Below are 16966 nucleotides of genomic sequence, written 5' to 3' on the forward strand. Positions count from 1 at the left end.
CCGCCATTACGCGCAAGAAATACTTGTGCTCGAGATCCGGAATTGTACTTAGTCCGGTACTTGGAGACTCGCGAGCCAGCTGCTCTCAGTACTTGTTTTTGCTTTGAAAGTACGTAATTCCGGGTTGAGATTACGTGCTGTGGCAGCTCGGGAAATCGCAATAGAATTATAGTTTCCAGACTATTTCGGGCACACGCCCCGGGCGTTTCCCTGCTCAGTTCACCGTGAGCCTGCGCGAGAGGCTAAAGTAGAGCTATGCGTGCGATCCTTATGCTTAGCTAGCCGCCCGGCATCCGACGAGGACTCGGATTGCCGAGCGGCCGCCCCTCCCTGTCGAGGGGCTTTCGTGTGTCTGGGGCTGGTGGACCGGCATCGACGCGGACAGCAGGGGATCGAAGGGCCCGGCGGGACAGAAGCCGGCCGTACGAAAAGCGGTACAGACCAGAAGAGGGCAGCAGTGAGCGTTCAGCCGGAAACAGACACCGGAACAGTATCAGCCGCGATGGCCGGACCCGAAGAGGGTGCCTACAGCTTTGCGGCCATGGAAGCCAAATGGCCCCAGGTGTGGGAAGACCTCAAGGTCTTCACGCCGGTTGACGACGGCTCCCGCGAGCGCCGCTACGTGCTCGACATGTTCCCCTACCCTTCCGGGGACCTCCACATGGGCCACGCAGAAGCGTTCGCCATGGGCGACGTTGTCGCACGCTACCTGCGCCAGAAGGGGTACGACGTCCTTCACCCGATCGGCTGGGATTCCTTCGGCCTGCCTGCCGAGAACGCTGCCATCAAGCGCAACGCCCACCCGAGCGAGTGGACTTACGCCAACATCGACACCCAGGCAGCATCCTTCAAGCGGTATGCCATCTCGGCCGACTGGTCGCGACGCCTGCACACCTCCGATCCCGGGTACTACCGCTGGACGCAGTGGCTGTTCAAGCGGTTTTATGAGCGGGGCCTGGCCTACCGCAAAGACTCTCCGGTCAACTGGTGCCCCAAGGACCAGACCGTGCTGGCCAACGAGCAAGTGGTCAACGGTGCCTGCGAGCGCTGCGGCACCGCGGTCACCAAGAAATCGCTGAACCAGTGGTACTTCAAGATCACTGACTACGCGGACAGGCTCCTGGACGACATGGAGCAGCTGCGCGGACACTGGCCTGAGCGGGTACTGGCCATGCAGAAGAACTGGATCGGGCGCTCCGAGGGAGCCCACGTCAACTTCGCCGTCGAGGCCGACGGCGGCAAGCCGGCCAAGGACGTCACAGTCTTCACCACGCGTCCTGACACCCTCTACGGTGCGACCTTCTTCGTGGTCGCCGCTGACGCTCCTCTCGCTGTCGAACTCGTCACTGAAGAACACGCCGGCGCCCTTGAGGCGTACCGCGAGCAGGTCAAGGCGCTTACTGAGATCGAGCGCCAGTCAACTGAGCGCGAAAAGACCGGAGTCTTCACCGGCCGCTACGCCGTCAACCCGCTGAACGGCGAGAAGCTGCCGGTCTGGGCGGCGGACTACGTCCTGGCGGACTACGGCACCGGCGCCATTATGGCCGTCCCTGCCCACGACCAGCGCGACCTCGACTTCGCCAGGACTTTTGACCTGCCTGTACGGGCCGTGCTGGATACCGGCGAGGAGGACCCTGCAGTCTCGGGCACCGCCACAACGGGCGAGGGCACGCTGATCAATTCCGGTGTCCTCGACGGCCTGCCCAAGGCTGAAGCGATTCCGGCCGCGATCAGCATGCTGGAGGAACAGGGGACAGGGGAGAAGTTCGTCAACTTCCGGCTCCGGGACTGGCTGCTCAGCCGCCAGCGCTTCTGGGGTACGCCTATTCCCATCATCCACTGCGCGGAGTGCGGCGAGGTGCCCGTTCCCGATGAGCAACTCCCCGTCACCCTCCCGGCAGACCTCCGCGGCGAAGACCTGAATCCAAAAGGGACGTCGCCGCTTGCCGCTGCCGAAGCCTGGGTCAACGTTGAGTGCCCGGAGTGCCACGGTCCTGCCAAACGGGACACGGACACCATGGACACCTTCGTCGACTCCTCCTGGTACTTCCTGCGTTTCGTATCCCCGCACTACACCGAGGGACCTTTCGACCCGTCAAAGATCAACGACTGGATGCCGGTGGGACAGTACGTGGGCGGCGTCGAGCACGCCATCCTGCACCTGCTGTATGCACGGTTCTTCACGAAGGTCATCCATGATCTGGGCATGATCGAAACCAGCGAGCCCTTCACCGCCCTGCTGAACCAAGGCCAGGTCCTCAACGGCGGAAAGGCCATGAGCAAATCCCTGGGCAACGGCGTGGACCTCGGCGAGCAACTGGACAAGTACGGTGTAGACGCCGTCCGTCTGACCATGATCTTCGCTTCTCCTCCGGAGGACGACGTCGATTGGGCCGATGTTTCGCCGTCGGGATCCGCTAAATTCCTGGCGCGTGCATGGCGCCTTGCCCAGGATGTTGCCAGCGAGCCGGGGGTGGCTCCCGCTTCGGGCGACCGTGCCCTGCGCTCAGTGACGCACCGCGCCATTGCTGATGCCGCAGCTCTCCTGGACCACAACAAGTTCAATGTTGTGGTTGCCAAGCTCATGGAACTGGTCAATGCCACTCGCAAGACCATTGATTCCGGTGCCGGTGGCGCTGATCCCGCAGTGCGGGAAGCAGCGGAAGCGGTAGCTGTGATCCTGAGCCTGTTCGCGCCTTACACGGCGGAGGATATGTGGAGCGTCCTCGGCCACCCCGCCTCGGTAGCCAACGCCGGCTGGCCTGCGCACGACGAAACGCTGCTGGTACAGGAAACGGTCACAGCCGTGGTTCAGGTGCAGGGCAAGGTCCGGGACCGTTTGGAAGTGTCTCCGGGTATCTCGGAGGACGAGTTGCGTGAGCTTGCGCTGGCCTCGGAGAACGTCCAGCGGGCACTTGACGGCAAGAGCATCCGCACTGTGATCGTTCGTGCGCCTAAACTGGTCAACATCGTCCCGGCCTAGCCGGGTAATCGGCCTCCGGTACGTTCGGGGGCCGATCTGATCTCAGGAGGTGCTTGGTGGCAGAACGCGAACGCGCGGGCTGGCCTTGGCTGAGGGATCGGCTTGTTCGCCTTCGAAGTGTCAACCGGCCTGGAGGTCCGCCGGCAGTCCCCACTGCCGTGGTGCGTACGGCCGTTGTAACGGACTCCGCAGCTGCCTTGCCGCGCGAGTGGGTTGATGCGTTGGCAGATGGCCGCCTCAGTGTCATCCCCATGCCTGTAATGGTGGGCGAAGAGATCTACGGCGAAGGTGAAGACGACATCGCCGAAACAATTGCGGTGGCCTTGGCTTCAGGGCAGGCAGTCAAGACCTCCCGGCCGTCCCCGGGGCAGTTCGAACAGGCCTATCGGGCCGCCCTCGAACGGGGGTTTGAGGCTGTTGTCTCTATCCATATCTCGGGTGAGCTGTCCGGAACCGCTGACTCCGCACGGCTTGCCGCCACACGGGTGGGGATCCCTGTGGAAGTGGTGGATTCCCGCACCGTCGGGATGGCCCAGGGGATGGGCGTCCAAAGTGCCGTGGAAGCTGCCGCAGTCGGGCTGTCTGCCGCCGAGGTCCGAAGCTCAGCGGAGGAACGGCTGGCCCACACGAAGGTGTTTTTTTACGTCCCCAGCCTGGAACAGCTGCGGCGCGGGGGCAGGGTCGGGACGGCAGCTTCGCTCCTTGGCACCATGTTTTCGATCAAGCCGTTGCTGGGAGTCGAGGATGGCAGAATCATCCCGCTCGAGAAGGTCCGCTCTGCAGCTAGGGCAGTCGCACGGCTTGAGGAGCTGGTTGCAGCTGATGTCCGAAAGCGCGGGGCCAGCAAGGCGCGGTTAGCCGTGCACCACTTCGGCAACGCGGGGGAGGCCGAGCAGCTGGCCCGCCGGTTGTCCGCCTCATTGGACGGTGTAGCCCCGGTACAGATCAGTTCACTCCCCGCCGTCCTGGCCGCCCACGCAGGACTCGGCGTGCTGGCTGTCATCGTCGGTGAGGGAAGTGACGCCGACGACGCCTTGTCTCCGGACCAGGGCACGGCGCCCGCGAAGGGGAAGTCACCGAGGGGAAAGCTTTCCACATAAGGGCGACGCCGGCTGTCCTGGTCCGCGGCACTCTCCTAGCGTGGTTTCCATGTCACGTCGGAATCCGGGAGCCGCCCCCAGCGCTGACCGGGCCCGGCGCGTACTCGCCGGGAACGGTTCTCCGGAAGCTGGCGGTCTCCTGGACGGGACCGCTTTTGTGGACGGGCATGATTTTGTGGAAAGCGCAGACTCCCGGCAGCCCAGGCGCACCCGATGGCGGACCGGTCCGCGCGCCGGTCTGCTGGTTGCCTTCACCGCAGTGATTCTGGCCGGGTGGTTCTGGTGGTCGGCTGCAGCGAACAGCCCTCAGGTAGTTCCGATCAGCGCCGTATCCAGTGCTGCCGGCGCAAGCCAAAGTCCTCCGGCGGCGGATTCCGGAACCTCTGTCTCGGAAAGCGCCGCGGACGAGGGAAAAGAGGTAGGCGGAGTGGAGATCGTGATCCATGTCGCGGGAGCTGTGCACACACCGGGCGTGGTCGAACTACCCACCGGCAGCCGGATTCACGAGGCGATACGGGGTGCGGGCGGAAGCTTGCCCGGTGCAGACCTGGACCGGCTTAATCTCGCGGCAGTCGTGACAGACGGGCAGAAGGTGCACGTACCTTTAGTGGGCGAACAGCTCTCCGCTGACCCGGTAAATGATGCGGATGGAGATGCTGCCGGTTCCGGGGCGGCAACAACGGACAGGATGAATGTCAACACCGCGTCGGTGGACGAACTGGATACCCTGCCCAAGGTCGGCCCCGTGCTCGCCCAGCGCATAGTCGACTGGCGAAAGGAGCACGGGAACTTCAAGACTGTGGAGGAACTTGATGCCGTGGACGGGGTGGGACCGAAAATGCTGGAAGCCCTCCTGCTTCTCGTTACGGTCTGACGGGCGCTGCTATGACCCATGTAAGTCCGTGGAAGCGCTACGTTGATGCGGCCGTTCAGCCTGGACATCAACCGGATCCCCCTGCCCCAGTCCGTACCCGAGCTGCAGCCCTCTCACCGAAGGCAGCCTGGCAGAAAAACATCCTGGAGAGGCTGCGGGTGGCCTACGCCTCCGACGCCGGTACCGGAAGCAGTCCGGAACCCCGTAGACGCGGTGACCTTCGACTCCTGCCTGCGGCGGTCATTACGTGGCTAACGGCCGTTGCGGGTCTCTGGCTGGTGCCCGCTGCACTGGTGGTCCTCAGCGCAGGATTGGTCGTTGTCGGGGGCACTCTCTTGGCCTGGGTGTGGCGGGGGGATTTCCATGGCAGGAAGCGCGGGCGGACCCGGGTCAGGCTCCGCCGCGGCAGGCAGCCTCCCGGACGCAGCATTATCATAACTCTGGCCATTTCCCTTTTGCTGGCCGCTGCTGTCGCAGGCCACTCAGCCGGAGCGTCAAGCCAGAGACATGACGCCGCGTTGGCAGATGCCATCTCGACGAAAGCGGCCGTCACAGCCGAACTCACGGTCGAGGCATCCCCCAGAAGGCTGGCCGGTCCCGGCGGCTCCGGAGCCGGTGACAGATGGGCCACCAACGTCACAGCACACTCGTTGACCGCCAAGGGCAATGTCATCCACGCCCGTGCACAATTGCTGGTAATGGGGGGTGAAGAGTGGCAGCATCTGCGGGCCGGCCAGCGACTCCGCACCACAGGCAAGCTGCGATCCCCGGACGGCGGGCAGGCGGAAGCGGCGATATTGTCCGGCACCTCGCCTCCCGTTGTCCTGGCTCCGGCCGGTCCCTGGAACCATGGCCCGGACGCACTCAGGGATTTGTTCCGGGAAAGCAGCTCGGCATTGCCAGGAGATTCCCGGGGGCTGCTGCCTGGCATGGTGACCGGAGACACCAGTGGCCTCGATGACGAACTGAATACTGCCATGAAGACAGTAGGGATGACCCACCTGACAGCTGTCAGCGGGGCCAACTGCAGCCTCGTTCTTGGCGCCTTGCTTCTGCTGGCCCGTAGTTTCCGGCTGCCACGCGGAATAGCTGCGGGATGCGCGCTGGCGGGCCTCGGCTTCTTTGTCCTTGTGGTGGGGCCGGACGCCAGCGTCCTGCGAGCAGCCCTCATGGGCTCGATAGCACTGACGGCGTTGGCCGGGGGGAGACCCGGCCGGGGACTCACTTTCCTGTGCCTGGCGGTGATCGGCTTGCTGCTCTTTGATCCTGCACTTGGAGCCAGTTACGGCTTTGTCCTGTCAGTGCTCGCCACCCTGGGCATCGTGACAATCGGGCAGCAACTGGTCAAATGGACACCCCGGGTCGTGCCGCGTTGGGCTGCTGCCGGGCTGGCCGTTCCGTTATCCGCCCAACTTCTCTGCAGCCCGGTGATTGTCCTGTTGCAACCCCAGTTCTCGTCCTACGCACTGATTGCCAACATCGTTGCTTCGCCGTTCGTCGGCCCGGTCACCATCCTGGGAACCGCGGCCGTTCCCGTGCTGCCTCTTGCCCCGCTGGCCGGAGGAATACTGGTTTTCATTGCCGGATTCTTTGCCAACTGCGTCGCGGGCACGGCCCTGTTCTTCGCATCCCTGCCGGGAGCCTCACTGCCTTGGCCCGAAGGGGCATTCGGCCTCTCCACGATGCTTCTCCTGTCCTGCCTGGGCATTCCGGGACTGTGGCTGGTATTCCATCCAGTGACTGCAGGAAAGAAGCTGCTGCACGTCCACGCTGCCCTCGTCAGGTACTTGGACTGGTTGGCCGATGCAGGTCCTTGGCAATCCGGCAAGAGCGGGCTCCAGCCGGGCTTGGTGGTCCGGAGACACCGTGGCAGGCTTAGAGTCCGCAGAATTAATTCCGGGAGGAACCAAGAGTGGCCGCAACCCAGGCGTCATCCAGGACGCCGGCGTCGAACACGCCAACCTGGCGGGATGTAACACCGGCCGCCGTGGTACTGATCTCCGGTCCCGAAGAATATCTGGGAACCCGGGCCATGGACAGGATCCGTTCCCTGGTGAGGGGCGCGGAACCGGATGTTGAAGTAACCCGACTCGATGCCGGCAGCTACGAAGCAGGGTCCCTTGCCAGGAATGTGAGCCCGTCGCTGTTCGGGGAGCGGAAACTCATTGAGATCGAGGGGCTCGAGTCCATGAATGACGCGTTCCTTGCGGACGCGTTGGCCTACCTGGCCCATCCCGAGCCCGATGCCGTCCTGGTGCTGCGCCACAGCGGCGGAAACCGCGGTAAGAAACTGCTCGACGCCGTGAAGTCGGGGGGATGGCCCATGGTTGACTGCCAGCCGCTCAAGAAAGAGGCGGACAAGACGGCCTTTGTGGTGGCGGAGTTCAAAGCAGCCTCCCGCCGGATCGAGCCCGCCGCAGTACAGGCGCTCGTAAACGCGGTGGGTGCCAGCCTGGCAGAGCTGGCAGCGGCTTGCAGCCAACTGATTTCCGATGCAGCTTCCGCCGTGGATGAGGACATGATTGACCGCTACTATGGTGGTCGCGTTGAAGCTACTGCATTCAAAGTCGCGGATGCAGCGATGGCAGGGAACGCGCCGCTGGCACTGTCCACATTGCGGCACGCCCTCGCCACAGGTGCGGATCCGGTGCCTTTGGTGGCCGCCCTTGCAGCGAAGCTTCGCACCCTGGCCAAGGTTGCCGGGGCCCAGGGATCGTCTGCCCAGGTGGCCAGGCAGCTGGGAATGCAACCGTGGCTGGTGGAGCAGGCACAACGGGATGTCCGTCGCTGGACTCCTGAAGGCCTTGTCCGGTCAATCCAGGTCACCGCGGAGGCAGATGCCCAGGTGAAGGGGCTGTCGCGGGATCCCGTCTATGCCGTCGAGCATGCTGTTACGGTCATTGCGACGTCGGTAGGCCGACGTTAGAGGTTGGTGATTCGCGTGACTCACAGGCGACGGTGCGTCCGGCGCTGCTTGTCTGTCACGCAGCTGAGCGAGGAAGAGTAGCCAGTAGTCCCATGGCGCGCTCAAGCAGATCCTCCATGCTTCCCTTGGCTGCGCCGGCAACAGCACGCCGTGCCACCGCGTCTGCCCGATCGGTTTCTCCCAGGCCCAGCGCGGCTTGCGCTTCGGCAAGCAATACGTCCGTTTCAACCCATGTGTATGAGTCTGTCACCCGGCTGCATAGAGTACCCGCATTCTTCATCCATTCCAGAGCGGTTCGCGGATCACCCTCCTCCAAGTGCGTGAGTCCTATGGTCTTTGCCGCGAGCCCCTCCCAGCAAGGGTCCTGTAGCTGCCGTGCCAAGGCAAAGGTCGTTTCAGCGGTCTCGCGTACCAACCGGGGGTCCTCACCGCGGGCCAGGCGGGCATGGGCCAGCCACGCTTCCGGCCATGGCCGGAATGCCGTCCAGTTTTCGCGCCTCGCCAACTCACAGGAGCGAGCTGCCCACTCCGCAGCTTCTTCAGTCCGCCCCAGAATGAAAAAGGTCCGTGCCCCGACACCAAGGTTCCATGATTCACGGCGGACAGCTCCCGCGCTGCGGCTCAATTCGACCGCTTCCATGAACTTTCCCAGGCCCGCTTCGAGCTTGCCCCAGTCACTGAGATTCATGGCTTCAAACCCTGCCAGTGCCGCCATCAGCGGCGCGTCGTTTGTCGCGAGCCGGCCGGCTGCCCGCAGGTAGTCAGCGGCACTCGTCCGGCGGCCCGCAAGCAGGTCGACATAGCCCAGTTCCGACAAGGCCTTGGCCGCGATCCGTTCTGCTCCAGCTGCCAGCGCCATATCAACAGCCATTGCCAGAATGACGGCGCCTTCGTCGTCGTAACCTCGGATCGAATGCACAAGAGCAGTGCCAAGCTCTGTCAAGCATCGGCCAAACAGCTCCCTGTCGCCCGATATCTCAGATGCTGCGCATGCGCCACGCAGGCATTCAATACCGGCGTCCGCCGCGCCGGCGGAGACAGCCGCAAGACCCGCCTCGCAAAGTGACCACGCCGACGCCCGTGCCGAGACACCAGGCACGGGTGCGGATAGGGCGGGGCGCGCTGCGGCCCTGATTGCCGGCGTCGCGGCAATACCAAGTTCCTTGGAAAACAAGGCTTCACTTGCATCCGCCTGTCGAACGGCTGCCTCCACCCGGCCGGCTGAGGCGAGGGCCTTGATGAGGAGGATGTGGGGGCCCTCCTCCAGTGGGGCGCGCCGAACCATTGCGCCGGCGAGGGCGACTGCGCGTTCGAATTGTCGCCCCGACAGGGCCCGCAGCGTCCTCTGGCGTAAGGTCGACAGCACCTCGCCGTCGACCCGCTGACGCTCGATCAGGAGCCATGACTCAAAGGCCACGGATGCCTTGACCTCAATCCCCTCCAGGAACTGGCCCTCGGGAATCTCATCGTCCCCGATCGCGCCCCGGGCGACCTCCCAGACATCCGCCGTCACATCATTGCCAACCGCAATGGAGATCGGGTTACCCCTGAGGGCATCAGCATTGCCCATTCGTCTGCGCAACTCCGCGAGCGACCATCGCAGGGCCCCCATTGGATCGTCGGCTTCGCTGAACAGCTCTTCCACGAGGACCTGCCGGGATACGGGCTCGGACGAACGGAGCAACCGGCCCAGGACTGCCCAGGTCTTATGCCCTCGGGGACCAGGTACCGGCCGGCCATCGCGCTCCAAGCCCAGTTGCCCGATCAAACGTACGTACAGCACAATCACAATCTAGCAATCGCTACGCCGCGAGCTCCAGAGCGTGACCATTGAGCAGTTCTGCCGTGAGGTACATCTGCTCGTTCGCCGCGAGGTCTCGAAGCAAAACGCCATGCAGGATGCCGAACGCCCTAAGCCGGGCAACTTCCGATCCGTTCCAATCAATGAGCGCCTCTGATGCGCCGGGGTTAAGTATTCCGGCAGCCGATGCCATCGCGTGCAGAATCCTGGATTCGGAGTGGGTTCCGTCGGCAACTATGCGGTCGGCGGTGCGATTAAGAATCTCATTCAGTTCCATGACCGTTCTCCTGTTCTGGGTGGATACTTGAATCCTGCTTCATCCCCGTGTGAGCAGACGTGTGATCACAGAAAACTGCGTAGGCAAATTGCGCCTGACCGGATATATTTGCTCCCTCAGCGGCTTACCGCTATCTGCATGGCGCCGAAGCGCTTTCTCAACGAGGAGACGAAGGAAATGGAAGGCATAACCGCCCCCCGTACCGGAGTCTTGACCGCGATTGGCTCTACACCCCTTATTGAGCTGAAAAGTGTCGTCCCCACGGGATCGGCACGGATACTGGCCAAGCTTGAATGGGCGAACCCGACCGGCAGCATGAAGGACAGGATGGCGCTGGCCGCGATTAACGGTGCTGAGGGACGTGGCGACATAAGGCCCGGCGATACCGTCGTCGAATACACAGCTGGAACAACAGGCATCTCCCTGGCCCTGATCTGCGCAGCGAAGGGTTACAAGCTTCACGTCGTCTTCTCCGACGCCTTCAGCAATGAGAAACGCCGCACCATGGAGGCGTTCGGAGCAATCGTCGAGGACGTGGCAAGCGACCAAGGACGGATCACAGAGAAGCTGATCAAGGCCATGATTGCCAGGGCAGGCGAAGTAAGCGTGCAGCCGGGCCATTGGGCTTGCGACCAACTCAATAATCACGACGCCATCAACGGCTACCTGGCACTGGGTGAGGAAATCTGGTTGCAGTCAGGCCGGCAGGTAGATGCTCTTGTCCAGTCCGTCGGCACCGCCCACTCCATCCACGGCGCGGCGCGGGCCCTTCGGCGCCATCAACCACGGCTTCAGGTCATCGCTGTGGAGCCGGCGGAGTCGGCCGTCCTGTCGGGAGGGCCCACAGGATCCCATCGGATAGAAGGGATCGGCATCGGTTTTATTCCGCCGCTGTGGGAACCGGAGGAGGTCGACATGATCGACCAGGTGTCGTCCGAGGAAGCAGTTGCCATGAGCCGTCGTCTTGCTCGAGAGGAAGGGATTTTTGCGGGAACTTCGTCAGGCGGAAATGTTGTTGCGGCTCTGCGAGCGGCAAAGCGCCTTGGGCCGGAAGCCACCGTGGCCACGGTTATCGTCGATTCCGGCCTGCGCTATTTGAGCACTGGCCTGTACGGATAGCTTTTAAATGGATATGGCCGGCACCCGGAGGCGCCGACCATAATCATCAGTTCAGGTGAACTGGAAAACCTTAGAGTGCGTTGACCTTTTTGGAGATCGCCGACTTGCGGTTTGCAGCGTTGTTCTTGTGAAGAACTCCCTTGCTGACAGCCTTGTCCAGCTTGCGGCCGGCAGTTGCCAGTGCAGCGGCAGCGGCATCCTTGTCAGAGGACTCAACGGCGGTGTTGACGGCGCGGATGGCAGTCTTCAACTCGGACTTGACTGCGTTGTTGCGCAGGCGAGCCTTCTCGTTGGTCAGGATGCGCTTCTTCTGGGACTTGATATTAGCCACGTGTGAACTCTCTTTTTAATGCGGAAATGGTCTAGAGGGCTTTCAGATTGGCCATTGACTGAGCGGCGTGGGGATACCTATGGCGGCCAACCATCAGTGGCCGTCGACCTGCACGGACACACAGCTATAAATATTAGCAGATTGGCTGAACCTGTGGCGATTCCTGGACTAGTTCCAGCCGTGTCGCCCCTTCAGGGCGTCAGCCACCAGAACGAAACTGCCGGCGTCGATGATGGCGCCCTCGCGGCGAATATCCTTTGGGTTGATCTGCAGGATGCGGTCTAGCCGCGCTTCGCTGGGCCTCCATTGCCGATCCCAGCTTCCAGGGCCAAGGTCAACGTAGTCGCCGCTCCGGCGATAGTCCTTCCCATGGTCCTTGGTGGTGAGCATAACGCCCAGAAGATAACCTCCATGGCTGCCAACCAGCAGCACCGGGCGGTCTTTTCCCTGCGAGTGGTCCTCTTCAAACGGTACCCAGGTCCAGATCACTTCGCCTGGATCCGGCTTGCCGTCGGGGGAGGGGGAGTACCGTAAGTCGGCCGTGCCGGTGAAGTCGCCGCGATAAGGAGATGAAAGACCTGAGGCCGGGTTGGAACGGCCTCGGATTTCGGACGGCTTCCCGGATGCCGCCACGCGCCCGCGATCATTCAGAAGCCGCAAGGATGAACGGACGATTGCGCCTATGGAGCGGAAGTTCAGGGCCATGGAGAAAACCATACAGCCGCGATCTCATGGGTGCGGCCCCTTTTCCGGCGTTGTGAGACGGGCGGCCGCGTCGTTCCCGGAAAGGATGCACCGCCGGACCGCCGAACGTGGGAGACTATAAATTCAGAGAAGTGGCAGGCAGCCGGACAAATTGCGGCCGCCGTGTTCCCTGCAAGCCATCAGTATCGCCAACAGAAGCCAACAGTAAGGACCCTGCGTGTCTCCCATGGCCCGCACCGCACCGGTGCCCGCCGCGACAGATCCGGCCATCATCCGGAACTTCTGCATCATCGCCCACATCGACCACGGTAAATCAACCCTGGCCGACCGCATGCTGCAGTACACCGGCGTCGTTCAATCCCGCGACATGAAGGCCCAGTATCTGGACCGTATGGACATCGAACGCGAGCGCGGCATCACCATCAAGTCCCAGGCTGTGCGCATGCCCTGGGAACTCGATGGTGCCAGCTACGCGCTGAACATGATCGATACCCCTGGCCACGTCGACTTCACCTACGAGGTATCGCGCTCCCTTGCCGCCTGCGAAGGCGCAGTGCTCCTGGTGGACGCGGCGCAGGGCATTGAAGCACAGACCCTGGCAAACCTCTACTTGGCGATGGAAAACAACCTCACGATCATCCCGGTGCTCAACAAGATTGACCTCCCGGCAGCCCAGCCGGAGAAGTACGCCGCCGAGCTCGCCAACCTGATCGGGGGCGATCCTGACGACGTGCTGCGCGTCTCCGGTAAGACCGGCGCCGGTGTGGAGGCCCTGCTGGACAAAATCGTGCGCGACCTGCCGGCCCCCGTGGGCGATCCGAATGCCCCGGCCCGTGCCATGATCTTCGACTCCGTCTACGACACCTACCGCGGGGTGGTGACGTACGTCCGCGTCGTGGACGGCATGCTGCACCCGCGGGAGAAGATCCAGATGATGTCCACCCGCGCCACGCACGAGCTCCTGGAAATTGGTGTCAGCTCCCCGGAGCCCACGCCGTCCAAGGGCCTGGGCGTCGGCGAGGTTGGCTACCTGATCACCGGTGTGAAGGACGTCCGCCAGTCCAAGGTCGGCGATACCGTCACCAACCTTGCCAAGCCTGCCGCGGAATCCCTCAGCGGCTACGCGGATGCCAAACCCATGGTCTTCTCCGGCCTGTATCCGTTGGACGGCACGGACTATCCCGTGCTGCGCGATGCACTTGAGAAGCTGATGCTCAACGATGCCGCCCTGGTGTACGAGCCGGAGACATCCGCGGCGTTGGGCTTCGGATTCCGTGTGGGGTTCCTGGGTCTGCTGCACCTGGAAATCACACGCGAGCGCCTCGAACGCGAATACAACCTGGACCTGATTTCCACGGCCCCCAACGTTGAATACGAGGTTACCCTCGAGGACAAGAGGGTGGTCCACGTCACCAATCCCAGCGAGTATCCCACCGGGAAGATCGCCGAGGTCCGCGAGCCGATGGTCTCCGCCACTATCCTTGCGCCGAACGAGTTCGTCGGCGCCATCATGGAGCTGTGCCAGAGCCGGCGCGGCATCATGGGAGGCATGGACTACCTCTCCGAGGACCGGGTGGAAATCCGGTACCGTCTGCCCCTGGCCGAAATCGTCTTCGATTTCTTCGACATCCTCAAATCCAAGACCCGGGGCTACGGGTCCCTGGACTGGAAGGCCGACGGTGAGCAGGTTGCCGATCTGGTCAAGGTGGACATCATGCTCCAAGGCGAACAGGTGGATGCATTCTCCGCCATCACCCACCGCGACAAGGCTTACGCCTACGGGGTGATGATGACCGGCAAGCTGCGGGAACTGATTCCACGCCAGCAGTTCGAGGTCCCCATCCAGGCGGCTATCGGCTCCAGGATCATCGCCCGGGAAAGCATCAGGGCCATCCGCAAGGACGTGCTGGCCAAGTGCTACGGCGGTGACATCACGCGTAAGCGCAAACTTCTGGAAAAGCAGAAGGAAGGCAAGAAGCGCATGAAGATGGTGGGCCGCGTTGAGGTTCCGCAGGAAGCCTTTATCGCCGCGCTCACCACCGACGAGTCCAAGGACAAGGCAAAGAAGTAGTGATGATCGTGGCCGGAACCATCGGAGGCCGCACAAGTGCCTAGCGTGCTCCCTCTCGGCGACCCCGCGCCGTCGGACGGTCTTCTGCCGCCTCAGGCAACTGAGGGGGCGGGGGAACGGGCCTTCGGGCTCTACGTCCACATTCCCTTTTGCGCTGTCCGATGCGGTTATTGCGATTTCAACACCTATACGGCCACGGAACTCGGCGGGGGAGCGTCCCAGGACGCTTATGCAGCGACAGCTGTTTCGGAAGTGGCCTTTGCAGCGGAGGCCATAAGACGCTCCGGGCTGCCTGCGCGCCGCCTGGGCACGGTTTTCTTCGGCGGCGGGACTCCCACGCTTTTGCCGGCCGATGATCTTGCACGGATCCTTAAGGCGGCGATCTCGGAATGGGGCTTGGAACCAGGCGCCGAGGTCACCACCGAAGCCAACCCTGATTCGGTGACTCCCGAGTCACTGCAACTCCTGGCGGACGCGGGATTCACGCGTGTGTCGTTCGGCATGCAGTCGGCCGTGCCTCACGTGCTCAAAGTCCTGGACCGCACCCACACCCCCAGCAGGGTTCCCGAGGCCGTCCAATGGGCGCGCGACGCCGGTCTGGCAGTCAGCGTGGATCTCATCTATGGCACCCCGGGCGAGTCCATGGGTGATTGGCGGGTGTCCCTCGAAACGGCGTTATCGTACAAGCCGGACCACATCAGCGCCTATGCGCTGATCGTTGAGGAGGGCACTAAGCTCGCGGCCCAGATCCGCCGCGGGGAAGTACCGGGAATTGACGACGACGATCATGCCGCCAAGTACGAACTTGCCGAAGAACTGATCTCCGCGGCCGGCCTGCACTGGTACGAGGTAAGCAACTGGTCCCGCACCGCGGAGCAGGCCTGCCGCCATAATCTGGCTTACTGGCGTGGTGATGACTGGTGGGGGATCGGACCCGGCGCCCACTCACATGTCGGCGGAGTGCGCTGGTGGAACGTCAAGCACCCCACGGCCTATGCCGCTCGGCTCTCATCAGGCGCGTCGCCGGCGGCCGGACGCGAAACCCTTGACGCCGGCACCAGGAGCGTGGAACGAATCATGCTGGAGGCCAGGCTGTCCTCAGGCCTGGACATCGCAGCGTTGGATGCTTCCGGTCGTCACGCTGTTGCCGGTCTCATTGCCGACAAACTGGTGGACGCCGCAGCCGCATTTCAGGGGCGGCTCGTCCTGACACTCAAGGGCAGGTTGCTTGCGGACGCCGTGGTTCGACGGGTCCTGCCGGACTAACTGCGGCTGGCGCTACTTGATCCACCGCAGATTGAACGGGTAGCGGTGCGGTTGGCCCCGGTTGACGTGAATTCCGGCGGCTACGGCAAAGCACGTCAAGGCGATCCAGATCCCGGTGGCGAGCACGGCGAAGATGTTGCCGACCACCGGAAGCATCACCAGTATGTTCGCTATGACTGCGGCAATGGTGGGAGGGAGCGTGAAGTTCAGGGCTTCCTTGGATTCCTGGGCCGTAAAGGGGCCCCGCTCTTTGAAGATCAGGTAGATCAGCAGTGCGGGAACGCACCCGAGGATGCCGCCGAAGTGAGCCAGTGTTGCCCATTGACGGTCCTCGCTGGCGGTCAAGGGCAACGCGTTGGCTGGAACACCATGGTACTGGGACTGGCCTTGGCCGGCATGGTCGTCCCTGTGTTCACGTGCGTCTTCTGCCACGGTTACGTCCTTTGGATTGCAGTGGTGCGTTGGTGCCTGGAATAGCAGGGGAGGCTTGCAGGAAGCCACCGCCGTTCCAAGAATACTGGTTTCCGGCCGGCTTCGCGGGGTAGCCCCACGAAGCCGGTTGCTATGGAGCCGTCAGGAAATCGATGACCTCTTCCACACGGCCCAAAAGGGATGCTTCAAGATCGGCATAGGTACGTACTGCTCCGAGGAGTTTCTGCCACCCGAGGCCGATGTCTTCCTTGGTTGAGTGGGGCCAGCCGAAGGCGGCCAGAATACCTGTCTTCCAGTCCATTCCCCGGGGGATAGCAGGCCACTGCTCGATCCCGAGGACGCCGGGTCGGATTGCCTGCCAGACGTCAACGTAGGGATGTCCGACAATAAGCACGTTGCCTGCCGCCCCGGGGGACGACATTACCGATTGTGCGATCCGGGACTCCTTGGAACCGTCAACCAGGTGGTCCACCAGCACCCCGAGACGCCGGTTGGGCCCGGGCTGGAACGCCGCCACTGCCCCTGCCAGGTCATCAATGCCGTGGAGGGGTTCCACGACGATTCCTTCGATCCTGAGGTCGTCACCCCAAACCTTCTCCACGAGTTCGGCGTCGTGCTTTCCTTCGACCCAGATGCGGCTTGCTTTCGCGACCTGTGCACGATGGCCCTCCACGCGCACCGAGCCGGATGCTGTCCTTTGAGGACCGGCGGAAGCAGCGCTTTTGCGGGGCGCCGGCGGAAGGAGGCGGATGGGTTGACCGTCCAGCAGGAAACCGAAGCCCAGCCGGAAGGACCGTGACTTTCCCCTCCGGTCCTCGAGGGCCACAAGGTGCATGCCACCGGACTTTTCGACCCTTGTCACGGCGCCTACCCACCCTGACTGGACGTCCTCAAGGACCATTCCCCGTTCCACCGGAACGCCAGGGAGTTCACGTTTGGCGGGGGCAGTGATGTCCTGCGGGCCCCAGTCCTGGTAAGTCATCGCCACTCTGCTTTTCAGTCGGAATCCGCTCGTGGCTTCTGGAATCTGCACGCGCCGGTTCACTGCCGGAGTTTCGCCGGGAGCGGTACCAATGCTAAC

General features: G+C 63.1%; 14 protein-coding genes. 8 read left to right on the forward strand and 6 right to left on the reverse strand.

Annotation, left to right across the window (positions count from 1 at the left end):
- The first annotated feature begins 457 nt into the window (after positions 1–457).
- Genes leuS through holA form a run of 5 tightly spaced genes read left to right on the forward strand, consistent with a single transcriptional unit; the run spans position 458 to position 7883 of the window.
- Positions 458–2983: a leucine--tRNA ligase gene (gene leuS / locus M1E05_RS10210; RefSeq protein WP_461165165.1), complete on the forward strand. Its 2526-nt coding sequence runs from the start codon at positions 458–460 to the stop codon at positions 2981–2983.
- A 56-nt stretch (positions 2984–3039) separates the two neighbouring features.
- Positions 3040–4083 (forward strand): DegV family protein, encoded by a 1044-nt coding sequence (locus M1E05_RS10215; RefSeq protein WP_458111008.1) that lies wholly within the window; start codon positions 3040–3042, stop codon positions 4081–4083.
- A gap of 49 nt (positions 4084–4132) precedes the next feature.
- Positions 4133–4957 carry a helix-hairpin-helix domain-containing protein gene (locus M1E05_RS10220; RefSeq protein WP_461165166.1) on the forward strand — a complete coding sequence of 275 codons (825 nt, stop codon included), beginning with the start codon at positions 4133–4135 and terminating at the stop codon, positions 4955–4957.
- An 11-nt stretch (positions 4958–4968) separates the two neighbouring features.
- Positions 4969–6933, forward strand: a complete 1965-nt coding sequence (locus M1E05_RS10225; protein WP_461165167.1) for a ComEC/Rec2 family competence protein — start codon at positions 4969–4971, stop codon at positions 6931–6933.
- The gene (gene holA / locus M1E05_RS10230) at positions 6870–7883 is read left to right on the forward strand and encodes a DNA polymerase III subunit delta (RefSeq protein WP_458113873.1); all 1014 of its coding nucleotides are present in this window, start codon (positions 6870–6872) and stop codon (positions 7881–7883) included. Before M1E05_RS10225 ends, holA begins: the two co-directional genes overlap by 64 nt.
- Before the next feature lie 55 nt (positions 7884–7938).
- Here the strand turns inward: holA and M1E05_RS10235 are convergent, their stop codons facing one another.
- Both M1E05_RS10235 and M1E05_RS10240 read right to left on the reverse strand, forming a co-directional pair.
- The gene (locus M1E05_RS10235; RefSeq protein ID WP_461165168.1) at positions 7939–9666 is read right to left on the reverse strand and encodes an AfsR/SARP family transcriptional regulator; all 1728 of its coding nucleotides are present in this window, start codon (positions 9664–9666) and stop codon (positions 7939–7941) included.
- A 19-nt stretch (positions 9667–9685) separates the two neighbouring features.
- Entirely contained in the window at positions 9686–9961 is a 276-nt protein-coding gene (locus tag M1E05_RS10240) for a hypothetical protein (protein WP_461165169.1), read from the reverse strand.
- Positions 9962–10138: 177 nt separating this feature from the next.
- Between M1E05_RS10240 and M1E05_RS10245 the strand changes: the two genes are divergently transcribed.
- On the forward strand, positions 10139–11080 hold the full coding sequence (locus tag M1E05_RS10245) for a PLP-dependent cysteine synthase family protein (protein ID WP_458113876.1): 942 nt from the start codon (positions 10139–10141) through the stop codon (positions 11078–11080).
- 70 nt (positions 11081–11150) lie between these two features.
- On the opposite strand, the gene rpsT is transcribed toward M1E05_RS10245, so the two are convergent.
- Together rpsT and M1E05_RS10255 are read right to left on the reverse strand one after the other, a co-directional pair.
- On the reverse strand, positions 11151–11411 hold the full coding sequence (gene rpsT, locus M1E05_RS10250) for a 30S ribosomal protein S20 (protein WP_458113877.1): 261 nt from the start codon (positions 11409–11411) through the stop codon (positions 11151–11153).
- 168 nt (positions 11412–11579) lie between these two features.
- Positions 11580–12116, reverse strand: coding sequence for a type II toxin-antitoxin system PemK/MazF family toxin (locus M1E05_RS10255; protein WP_461165170.1), 537 nt, complete (start codon positions 12114–12116; stop codon positions 11580–11582).
- A 217-nt stretch (positions 12117–12333) separates the two neighbouring features.
- On the opposite strand from M1E05_RS10255, the gene lepA reads away from it, so the two are divergent.
- Both lepA and hemW read left to right on the forward strand, forming a co-directional pair.
- Complete coding sequence (gene lepA / locus M1E05_RS10260; protein ID WP_458113879.1) at positions 12334–14187, forward strand: translation elongation factor 4; 1854 nt, start codon at positions 12334–12336, stop codon at positions 14185–14187.
- A gap of 36 nt (positions 14188–14223) precedes the next feature.
- Positions 14224–15453: a radical SAM family heme chaperone HemW gene (gene hemW, locus M1E05_RS10265; protein WP_461165171.1), complete on the forward strand. Its 1230-nt coding sequence runs from the start codon at positions 14224–14226 to the stop codon at positions 15451–15453.
- 12 nt (positions 15454–15465) lie between these two features.
- Here hemW and M1E05_RS10270 read toward each other — a convergent pair whose 3' ends face one another.
- Together M1E05_RS10270 and M1E05_RS10275 are read right to left on the reverse strand one after the other, a co-directional pair.
- Positions 15466–15885 carry a DUF4870 domain-containing protein gene (locus tag M1E05_RS10270; RefSeq protein WP_458113881.1) on the reverse strand — a complete coding sequence of 140 codons (420 nt, stop codon included), beginning with the start codon at positions 15883–15885 and terminating at the stop codon, positions 15466–15468.
- 130 nt (positions 15886–16015) lie between these two features.
- Positions 16016–16867, reverse strand: coding sequence for a DUF3097 domain-containing protein (locus M1E05_RS10275; protein WP_458113882.1), 852 nt, complete (start codon positions 16865–16867; stop codon positions 16016–16018).
- Between the last annotated feature and the right edge of the window lie 99 nt (positions 16868–16966).

The organism is Arthrobacter sp. R4-81, assembly GCF_054792365.1.